Annotated in this window: 9 protein-coding genes; 2 read left to right on the top strand and 7 right to left on the bottom strand. The window is 35.6% G+C overall.

The genetic code is table 11. The features are described 5' to 3' along the window. The 5 genes from PLA12_12775 to PLA12_12755 form a co-directional block, all read right to left on the bottom strand. A partial coding sequence (locus PLA12_12775; GenBank protein HOQ33368.1) for a V-type ATPase subunit occupies positions 1-550 on the bottom strand: 550 nt, incomplete at its 3' end. Positions 551-574: 24 nt separating this feature from the next. Next, positions 575-1168 carry a V-type ATP synthase subunit E family protein gene (locus PLA12_12770; protein HOQ33367.1) on the bottom strand — a complete coding sequence of 198 codons (594 nt, stop codon included), beginning with the start codon at positions 1166-1168 and terminating at the stop codon, positions 575-577. A 46-nt stretch (positions 1169-1214) separates the two neighbouring features. Continuing rightward, positions 1215-1736, bottom strand: a complete 522-nt coding sequence (locus PLA12_12765) for a V-type ATP synthase subunit K (GenBank protein HOQ33366.1) — start codon at positions 1734-1736, stop codon at positions 1215-1217. A gap of 53 nt (positions 1737-1789) precedes the next feature. Further along, complete coding sequence (locus PLA12_12760; GenBank protein HOQ33365.1) at positions 1790-3865, bottom strand: V-type ATP synthase subunit I; 2076 nt, start codon at positions 3863-3865, stop codon at positions 1790-1792. A 25-nt stretch (positions 3866-3890) separates the two neighbouring features. Further along, on the bottom strand, positions 3891-4202 hold the full coding sequence (locus tag PLA12_12755) for a V-type ATPase subunit subunit G family protein (GenBank protein HOQ33364.1): 312 nt from the start codon (positions 4200-4202) through the stop codon (positions 3891-3893). A 179-nt stretch (positions 4203-4381) separates the two neighbouring features. On the opposite strand from PLA12_12755, the gene PLA12_12750 reads away from it, so the two are divergent. Together PLA12_12750 and PLA12_12745 are read left to right on the top strand one after the other, a co-directional pair. After that, the gene (locus PLA12_12750) at positions 4382-5524 is read left to right on the top strand and encodes a sialidase family protein (GenBank protein ID HOQ33363.1); all 1143 of its coding nucleotides are present in this window, start codon (positions 4382-4384) and stop codon (positions 5522-5524) included. 13 nt (positions 5525-5537) lie between these two features. Continuing rightward, a complete protein-coding gene (locus PLA12_12745) occupies positions 5538-5978 on the top strand; it encodes an arsenate reductase ArsC (protein ID HOQ33362.1) in 441 nt (146 codons plus the stop codon). A gap of 268 nt (positions 5979-6246) precedes the next feature. Here PLA12_12745 and PLA12_12740 read toward each other — a convergent pair whose 3' ends face one another. After that, positions 6247-9273 carry a response regulator gene (locus PLA12_12740; protein ID HOQ33361.1) on the bottom strand — a complete coding sequence of 1009 codons (3027 nt, stop codon included), beginning with the start codon at positions 9271-9273 and terminating at the stop codon, positions 6247-6249. A gap of 45 nt (positions 9274-9318) precedes the next feature. Beyond that, positions 9319-10248: a diguanylate cyclase gene (locus PLA12_12735; GenBank protein ID HOQ33360.1), complete on the bottom strand. Its 930-nt coding sequence runs from the start codon at positions 10246-10248 to the stop codon at positions 9319-9321. Positions 10249-10400: the final 152 nt, after the last annotated feature.

The following is a 10400-nucleotide window of genomic DNA, read 5'->3' as shown; positions in this document are numbered from 1 at the left end:
ACAAGGGACAATTAAGTTTTGAAATTAGCCATAAATACTGTCTTAAATAACAACCATCAAGAACAATATCGGTAATTATTGGATTTTCAGATTGTGCACCTGCTGGATTAGCAATGGCACTAATAGATGGTCTGATAATTTCTGCGAACAGAGCAGAATTTCCAGAGGCTATTTCATTCAATCGAGATTCACTGAATACATTTTTTGGGAAAAGGGCGTTTTTCCCATTAATTGCTCGTTTTAAGTTTACATAATCTTCATTTAACAAGAAAACATCGGTAATTTCTGGAGAGGGCGATGCTTTTTTTAATTCATCTATCTGAGAATGCACATAGCTATCAATAATGGTACTCCAATCTTCCCATGTTTCCGCACCGGGAACCATAAATTCCCGTAGGGAAGTTTCTTGAAGACGATGTAAAACATCTTCTGACTTCTCAATTCCTCCAAGGTTCATAAAAAAATCATAGGACATCAATCGCCCCTCTAATACACTAATCTGTCCACATACAAATCCCCAGCGATGTTGTCCTTTTGAAAGGGCTTTCAAGCACCTACTCCTTCTTGTTTTCCATTAAGTATTTTCAACAAATAAATTTTGAGCAATTACGGGAACCATTTCCCTTTGCAAATCACCTAAAATAGTATCCAATGTCTGGTCAACCTGATATCCTTCCGCAATAAACAAAAATCCTCCACGGGAAGGGAGAAAATTTTTATCATCAATCGTTAACCCAGTTCCATGAGTGGTATTCCACTTATTAATCAAATTTTTAAAAAGTTCCAAATCATCTTTATGAACTCGAACAGTTCCTTTACTTCCCTGTGGAATAGCACGGGCTAATAATTTTTCCATCAATTGCTGGTATTCTTGCCCTGATGATTTTAAAACTAATTCCTTGGCTTTCTGGAACACCTGACTTATAATGATATTTTTTTCTTTCAAAACTTCTTTATTAATTTGCCCCTGAACTTGGACGGACTTTCTTGCCATCTCTTCATCAATGTTGCGGATAGCGAGTTGGTATAGCCGTTCCGCTTTTTCTTCCGCATTCCTTTGGGCATTCTTCTTCTTTTCCTCAGCTTCTTTTGTTGCAGATTTTATTATCAGTTCTGCCTCTCGCTGAACTGATTCTAAAACTGCTTTGCTAATTTCATCTAATGCCATTTTACTATTCCTTACTATGAAGGCAAAAAACTTTTTCTTAATTTAATTATTGGGCGCGAATAAATGCAGTAACATCATTGTTTGCAGTTAACCAGTTAATAGCCAGAATAGCAACCAGCAATGAAACCACAGCGTATGTTTCCACCATTGCAGGAAGAATAACGGAACGACCAAAGGCTTCCGGTCTGCGAGCCACTAACGCAATACTCGCCGCTGAGGCCTCACCCTGCCATTGAGCTGAAACATACAATGCTAATCCGACACCAAAACCTAACACAAATAGTGCTAACCCGGTGCCAGGTGTAATTATCATCTGTCCCGCAATTAGTCCTGAACGCACAAAGATAAGAATGGCTGTAATGAAGCCATAGAACCCTTGTGTTCCCGGCAATGCCAGCAGAACCAATAACCTTCCGAACAAATCCGGCTTTTCACTTAGAACGCCTCCAACTGCCTGGGAAGCAATTCCAATTCCTTTTCCTGACCCAGAGCAAGCCAAACCGACGGCTAAACCTGCTCCAGCGATTGCTAAACCACGACCAATCTCGATTGCAAGTGCGTTATCCATACACTTATCTCCATCTTTTTACGGTTATCGTTTTATTTATTCCTTAAAATTGTTTATTTATTTTTTTCTTCAGAAGTTACTAAAATAGCACTTTCCGAGTTAAATCCTAAAGGTTCAAATGGCTTCCCACCTCCTTCGTAGAATCTGCCAAAAAATTCTACCAAGATTAAACGCATGGAATGGACAAAAGCACCCATAACGCTTATTAAAAAGTTAAATAAATGACCTACAATTAGAGCCAGTATAAAAATAATAATTCCCACATACGGGATAGGTTTCAAAAGGTTAGCAATCATATTAAAAGACATAGCAACGATAGATGTCGTTAAACCCAGAGCCAATAGACGGCAGTAAGACATTGTATCCCCTATGAATGCGGTAATGCCATAACTGCCAACAATACCGTATAAACTAATTAAACCTGTTACAAATCGTGCAATGGGATTTGCCTGGTCTCTTCCCTGCGTTAATACCAGTCCTAAGGCACCAATTCCAAAAAGTGCAATACCTATCCAACTCAACCAGGAAGGTGGAGTTACAAACATTCCGCTAACAATAATAATGAAACCTGGAAGGGCTATTAACCACATTAATCCGTCCATTACCGCACCTGCTTTATCTCCCCTCTTTGCCATACCATACATTTTCAAACCGATACCGAAAAATTGATTTAATACACCAATCACCAAAGCAATTAATAATAGAACAACGGGTTGGTCCATTGGATTTAAAACAGTTGTCTTTTCCATAATCCGCTGTAATATATTGTTTTCCCCTAAATATTCAGGCTTATATAAATCACCGAATAATGAACCTAATAGGAAACCGCATATAATCGTAGGAATTGAAGCAAAAAATAATAATTTTGCAAAATTGCAAATTCCTTCGTATGGTTTTGTTCGCTTCATTATATAGAGACTTGCAAATAGGAGTATTAACCCATAAGCTACATCACCAAAACATATACCAAAAAATAATAAGAAACCCCATATCAAAGTAGGAGATGGGTCAAAGAAATCATAAGGAGGAAGCCCATACATATTAATTAACATCTGAATAGGCTTTATTAATGGAGGCAACGATATACTTATAGGGACATCCTCGCCTGGTGCGGGGTCTTCTACTAAAATAGAAACTTCGGGCATTTCATTCTTTATAACTTGTTGTAATTTAGGTAAATCAATTTCTCTTACATAGCCCGTAAATATTTGTATCCATTTCCCTTCCACCGCTTTTGATTTACTCAAAACCATTCGTTTTTTATTTTCCCAATATGCCTTTAATACTTCTGCTGTCCTACGGTGAACAGATAGTTTATATGCCTTATTAGCAATTTCCTGGGCTTGCACTTTTAATGTAGATAAATCCGCCTTTAGTTCTCGTATATGGTCACGAACTGTCCCATTAATTTCGGGCAAACTTATCTCTTCAAACCCATATTCTCTCAGTCTTTTCTGCACTTCAGATAAATCATCTGGTAAACAAGCAACCAAAATACGAATAATATCTTTAGGTCCATATTTGGGTAGTTCACCTACTTTATCCGATTTCCTATAATATTGTCCCGGGTAAACAATCTCAACGGCTGTCTTTTTCTTAAAATTATTATCTTTTTGAAGTGCTTGATATGAAGCATTAACAATTTTACCAAAAATTAATTTTATTTTTTGTGGCTTACGAAACTCATGAATAGCGAAAGGTAAATCTTCGAACGGCTCTAATTCAGTAATTTGATTTTCTATTGATGAGATATTTCTTTCTACCTTTCGATATTCAGTATCTAATAATTGTGCTTCTTTATAAACTTCTTCCAGGTCAAATTTATGCAACGCATTATCTAATTCTTCTTTTGTAATCAGTAATGGAACAGGGGCTAAACCTTGTATAAAACCTTTAACAACAGGGGAAAAAATATCTAATAAGGAAAGTATTGTTTGAATTTTCTGAAGATTGCTATCAATTTCATCCGTTACAATAGTGGGTCTTTTCAATGCATCTTTTAATTCCGGATAATTATTTAACACATCAGAAACTTCACATACACCTAAACTATGGATAGTTTTCAAAAGTCTTTGTGAAGCCTTCACAGGCGTCAATAGCGTTACTTTTTTCATTCGGTCTATAGCCATAGCCCGTTCTCTTCTTCTTTTTCTCTTAAAATTCTTTTAGTTTACGAACAACAAATTGAACTTGTGCATCAATCTTTGACTGGGGAATATCTTTTACTTTCTTAATCTCTCCTTCACCTGCTACCTTTAATTTTTCTTCTTCTTGTTTTTCTTTTTGTTCTGCCTGTTCCCGATAAATTTTAATTCTTTCTTCTATCTTCTTTTCTATATCTAAAACGATTTGCTTTATTTCTTCGTCTGCTTGTTCAAGAATTTTCTTTGCCTTCTGTTTTGCCTCTTCTAAAGTTTTCTCAGCATTTTCTTCTATTTCTATAACTTGTTTTATTAATGTAGCCATAATCCTTACCTTTTTTTAATATGCAATTATATATATCAAAACGACAATATAAAAATCAAATCATATATATACTTATCGTTAAGTAAAAAAATTAATCCAAAGGGAAAACATTTTTTCTATCGATTATTACATGAAAATAAAATATTGTATACTATTGTTATTAAAATAGGAAGTACTTTATGTGGTCATTCTTTTTTATTTTACTAACTTGTTCTAATACTCTTTTTTCAGAATTGCCTCCGGGAATTGTCATTACTCATTCATGTGCCAATACAGGTATATATATAGGCTCACCCGGTATTGTCATTGTCCGCGATGGAATTTATTTAGCAAAACATGATGAGTTCGGTCCTATGTCTACAGAACATTCGTTAGCAGTTACACATGTATATCGTTCTGAAGATAGAGGGATTTCATGGAAAAGAATAGCAACCTTAAAAGGAATGTTCTGGGCAAGTATTTTTAAATACAATAACGAAATATATATGTTAGGGACAGACCGTCATCATGGGAATATTGTAATTCGTAAATCGGATGATGAAGGCTGGACATGGACAGAACCTATAAGTAAAAAATCAGGAATTTTAGCTACAGCCCAATATCATACCGCACCGGTTCCTGTTATTGAATTTAACGGTAGAATCTGGCGTGCATTTGAAGATGCTATGGGTAGTGATAAGTGGGGGGACCGCTATCGTGCATTTGTTATGAGTGCTCCTATTGGGTCCAATTTGTTAGATTCTGAAAGTTGGACTTTTAGCAATTGCATACCAAAATCAAAAGACTGGTTAAATGGTGAATTTTATGGATGGCTGGAAGGGAATGTGATACCTACTCCAGATGGAAAACTTGTCAACATGCTTCGTGTTGATACAAGAATAGGGGGAAAGTCTGCCATAATTTCTATTACTGATGATGGAAAACAGATTTCTTTTGACCCTCAAACAGGTTTTGTAAATTTTAATGGAGGAACAACCAAATTTACTATACGCTTTGATGAGCAAACAAAAAAATACTGGACACTTTGCAATTGGCCATCACCCGAACAAATAAAAGAAAGACACCCTGCTCAAATTCGCAATACTCTTGTTCTTGCTTCCAGTTCTGATTTGAAGGAGTGGAAACTCTGCAATACCCTACTTCATCATCCTGAAATGGATAAACATGGTTTTCAATATGCGGACTGGGTATTTGAAAATGAAGATATTATTGCAGTCGTTCGCACTGCTTATAACGATGATTTTGGTGGAGCCAATAATTTTCATGACGCAAACTATTTAACTTTTCATCGTATTGAAAACTTTCAGAACTCATCTAAATAGAAGGAATTGAAGAATGTCTGAAAGAAAAAAGAAGAAGATATTATTTTTATGCACTGGAAATTCCTGCCGAAGTCAGATGGCAGAAGGCTGGACACGATATCTCTGGAATGATAGTATTGAGCCTTTTTCGGCTGGTGTAGAAAAGCATGGGTTAAATCCCTATGCAGTCCAAGTTATGGGGGAAGTGGGTGTTGATATATCTCATCATTATTCAAAAACGGTTGCTGAACTACCTTCCCGTGATTTTGACCTTGTCGTCACTGTTTGTGATAATGCCCGAGAACGGTGTCCCCTTTTCACGGGAAAAACAAAAATTATCCATGTGGGATTTGAGGACCCACCATATCTTGCTCAATTTGCAAAGACAGAAGAGGAAAAACTCAATATTTATCGTCGTGTTCGTGATAAAATAAAGAAATTTGTTGAGGAAATTAATAGTTATCTGATGGGATAAAACAGATAAGACAAATGGGACAGATGGGGCGAATGGGAGATATATAACGAATGTCGTGAAAAAACGGATGTTATGAATGTGACTATGAGAAGAATGTGATAGACATTATAGATAAATGGATAGGGTTTGTGAAACAATCGTTATAAAAAATGTGTTAGGGGTATTCTTGTCATATTTCGCTCTCCAACCCTTCGGTCTATTCGATAAAATTTATTACAGTTTTTATTGGGGTAAACACAGATTATTCTACATAAATTTTAGATGGATGTTACAGTTCCAATACCTCTTTTATTTTTTGTGTTAATATCTGAACGGAGAAAGGTTTTTTGACCAGATGCACTTCTTGTGAAGGTTTAATTTTAAGTTCTTCCGAATAACCGGTGATAAAAATCTTCTTTATAGATGGAATAATTTCTTCTATCTTTTTAGATAAATCGAAACCGTTCATCACAGGTAAAACAATATCAGAAATGAGTAATTTTATCTTGCTCTTATTTTGTTGGGCTTGTTCCAGAGCCTCTATCGGGCCATTTGTTAAAATAGGTTCAAAACCCATTCGATAAACAATCTGATTTAATATCTCTAACACACTTTTTTCATCTTCTATAATGAGTACCGCCCCTCTTTTTTCTTCCGGTATTACATCAAGTTTATAGTCCCAATTATTAGAATTCTCTTTCTCTTTGTCTTTTCCCTCTTTATATCTTGGAAGATATATAGTAAAGGTGCTTCCCTTCCCTAAACTACTTTCTACGGTAACAAATCCATTATTTTGTCTAACGGTTCCATAGAGAGTTGCCAAACCTAAACCTGTGCCTTCTCCCGGTTTCTTCGTAGTAAAATAAGGTTCAAATATTTTATCCATAATTTCAGGTGCAATCCCCGTCCCTGTATCAGAGACACGAAGCATAACATATTCTCCCGGAATAGCATTTGGGTATCTTTTTGCAACGGACATATCTATTTTTTTGTTAGCCACTTCAATTGTAATTTTCCCTTCATTAGGTATGGCATCGCGTGCATTCACACAAAGATTAAGCAATATCATATCCAGATGAGCAGGGTCTAAATAAACATTCCACAAATCTTCACAGGGTATCCATTTAATCTCTATTCTTTCGGGAATAACCCTTTTTAACAATTTAATATGCGTAGAGATTTCATTATTTAAATCTAAAACCTTGGGATTCATATCCTGCTTTTGTCCAAAAGCAAGTATCTTCTTGGTCAATTCAGAAACCCGTTCTACTGCTTTACGGACTTCTTCTAAATTCTCCTTTACGGGTTCCCCTGTTTCCAATTTAAGTATGGACAAATCTATATTGCCCATAATCACACTTAACATATTATTAAAATCATGTGCAACACCACCTGCTAATTTCCCGATAGTATCCAACTTCTGAGACTGAATCAATCGTTTTTGTAATTCTTCTTTCTCATTTTCCATTCTCTTCCGTTCGGTTATATCAGACAAAATATGAATAAACCCAGTCAATTGATTATTATCACCAAAAACAGGGTCAACAACAACTTCATACCAACGGTCATCTCTCTGGAATTCTAATGTTTCTCTTTTCTTTGTTTTTAACAAGCGAATTACAGGACAAAAAGAAGGGGCTTCGTGTGTCCCATGAACAATTTCCCAACATTTTTTACCAAGAACTTCATCCGGAGTTAATTTGAGTAGTTTAATAACTGCATTATTTGTTTTTGTTATCTCAAAATTCTTATTTAAAAACCAGATAATACTATTGATATTATCATAAGTGAGTTGCCATTCCCGATTTAATCTTCTAATTTCTTCTTCAAATCTCTTCTTTTCCGTTATGTCTGTAAAGATACATGCAAAACGATGTTCCCCTGTCTTAAACGCATGAACAAGATAATGGCGGTTTAATGAATCTGAAAACATCTCAAATGTTATGGAATTCCCTGTAACCACTACCTGTGCATAGGTTAATACCCAGAAAGGCTCAATATTTGGCAAAACCTCTTTAACGGTTTTACCAATAATATCCTTAACTTTCAATCCCGTCATTTTTTGAAATGCTTCATTTGCAATAAGAAACCGATAATCTACAGGCATTCCATGTTCATCATATACAAACTCATGTTCGGCAAACGCTTCCTGCATGGACTCAAATAAGTTTTTATAATTTTGCTGTAATTTCCGTATTTCTGTAACATCTTGGAATGCTCCATAAACTCCTTTAGTTCTACCTTCTGCATCTCGTAATGGAGCAATAAAAGCATTAAAGATTTTCTCTTCTCCAGAAATATAAAGGGCTAAATCCGAATTTTGATATATATTCCCATTGAGAGCCTGTTTACATATAGAAATAAATTCATCGGCAGAAGGCTCATCAAAGAGTTCTTTATCATCAAAGTTAGCAAATTCTTTATGGTTTTGGTTGAAAAAAACTGCATAGGACTTGTTCACACGAATATATTTCAAATTTTCATCTTTTACAAAAACACCGGAGGGAATGGCATCCAGAATGGTTGCCCACTTCAATTCTTCACCAAGAGATTCTCTAACTTTTTGTTCTAATAGTTCCCTCGTTTGGATTAAAGTTTTTTCTAATTTAATTTTCTCGTAAAGGTTGATAATATGCTCAATAGGTGCTGGCTCTTTTATAATTGCCGAAATACCCTTTTCTAACCAATAAATAAAATCTCTTGTTGTTTTTTCTGAAACTACTGCAATGATTATCGTTTGATCCGATATTTCATATATCTTTTTTATCAACAAAGTAGGGTCTTCATATAACTTGTGAGAAATAATAACCAGGTCATATTTTTTTTCATTAATTGATTTTATGGCTTGTTTAATTGAACTAACCTGTTTTAAACAATAGTTACTGCCTGGAACAGAAAGGTTATTTTCTTCAGAATCAGCAACCCACAAAATCCGATTGACTATCTTTTCTCTTTTTCTGGACTCAAGCACTCTTTGAATTGTAAGCACTAACTTTTCAGGGTCAATAGGCATTTCAATAAAATCATCGGCACCTGCTTCTTGAGCCGTTTTCAGTATTCCTTCCCCCAAAAATATAGAAGAAATAATCAAAATAGGAACATCTTTTGTATATGGCATTACATCCGAACGAAGGCAACGACACAGTTCCCAACCATTGATTTCGGGCATATAAATATCTGTAATGACCAGGTCGGGAGGATTGTCCCGAGTAACATTCTTTAATGCTTGAACAGGCGATTGAAAGGCAAAAACAGAAAATCCTATCTTTTTTAGCAATCCTTCCATCAGTCTTAACTGTGTCAGGTCATCATCAATCAGTAGGACTTTCTTACCTTCAAATTCTGGTTAGTATATATCCATTTATTTTACTCCATAAAAGCAAACTTGATTCCTTCCTTTTTCTTTTGCCGTATACAATGCTTCGTCCACCAGTTTAATTATATTATCAATATTCGCCTTTTCCTTGACTATTATACCACCAATGCTTACCGTAATTTTAATTTTTTCTGTGCATGTAATAATCTCTGTATCATACACAATTTTATTTAGTCGTTCTAATGTATTTTGAGCATAAGATTCCATAATATTGGGAATAATAATCAAAAATTCTTCTCCTCCCAATCTACCTATCTGGTCATACTGTCTCAATTGGGAGCGAACAATTTGAACAAAACCTTTCAATACATCATCCCCCGTTTGATGTCCGTAAGTATCATTAATCTTTTTGAAATGGTCTAAATCGCACATGGCGACACACAGCGGTTCTCCGGTTCTTTCGGAACGTTCCAATTCTTCTTTTAACCGTTCCAGAATTCCTCTCCTATTCAAACAACCTGTTAGCGTATCATGAACTGCTTCGTATTCAAGCACTTTCTGCATTTCTATCAAATCCTTCTGTAGTTGAGCAGTTCGCAACCCGACACGAATCCGAGCCCAAAGTTCATCTACATCAAAAGACTTACGAATATAATCATCCGCCCCCGCTTCTAATCCCTCTATAACTTCCTCCTTCTCTGTTTTGGTTGTTAGCATAATAATATAAGTAAGGGTATTGCCATAATTCTTGCGAACAGTTCGAACCACATCAATACCGTCCATTTCAGGCATAACCCAATCCAATATTGTGAGCAAGGGAGGATATGCCCCGGCTAATATTTCCAGAGCATCTTTGCCATTATCCACCGCAATAGGTTCATATCCCCATTTCTGTATAGCGGAAACCAACATAAGACGAGATACCAAATCGTCCTCTGCAATTAGTATCCGTATTTTATCTTTTACTTCAGTCATAGAATATTTCCTTTATTTTTTCTGAAAGTTCCTTAAACTGCTCATCTAATTGTTTGATTAATTCCGGCACTTCTGTGATATTCCCTTCTTTACATAGTTTTTCTATACGAAAAGCAAGTTCACGAACTTGTTCGCCACCTATATTGGCAGAG

It is taken from the genome of Candidatus Hydrogenedens sp. (assembly GCA_035378955.1).
Taxonomy (GTDB): Bacteria; Hydrogenedentota; Hydrogenedentia; order Hydrogenedentales; family Hydrogenedentaceae; genus Hydrogenedens.
This window is presented reverse-complemented; position numbering and strand designations above follow the sequence as displayed.

Coding starts and splice junctions, on each gene's coding strand:
- PLA12_12770 (HOQ33367.1), bottom strand. CDS start 1,168: ATGGCATTAGATGAAATTAGCAAAGCAGTTTTAGAATCAGTTCAGCGA.
- PLA12_12765 (HOQ33366.1), bottom strand. CDS start 1,736: ATGGATAACGCACTTGCAATCGAGATTGGTCGTGGTTTAGCAATCGCT.
- PLA12_12760 (HOQ33365.1), bottom strand. CDS start 3,865: ATGGCTATAGACCGAATGAAAAAAGTAACGCTATTGACGCCTGTGAAG.
- PLA12_12755 (HOQ33364.1), bottom strand. CDS start 4,202: ATGGCTACATTAATAAAACAAGTTATAGAAATAGAAGAAAATGCTGAG.
- PLA12_12750 (HOQ33363.1), top strand. CDS start 4,382: ATGTGGTCATTCTTTTTTATTTTACTAACTTGTTCTAATACTCTTTTT.
- PLA12_12745 (HOQ33362.1), top strand. CDS start 5,538: ATGTCTGAAAGAAAAAAGAAGAAGATATTATTTTTATGCACTGGAAAT.
- PLA12_12735 (HOQ33360.1), bottom strand. CDS start 10,248: ATGACTGAAGTAAAAGATAAAATACGGATACTAATTGCAGAGGACGAT.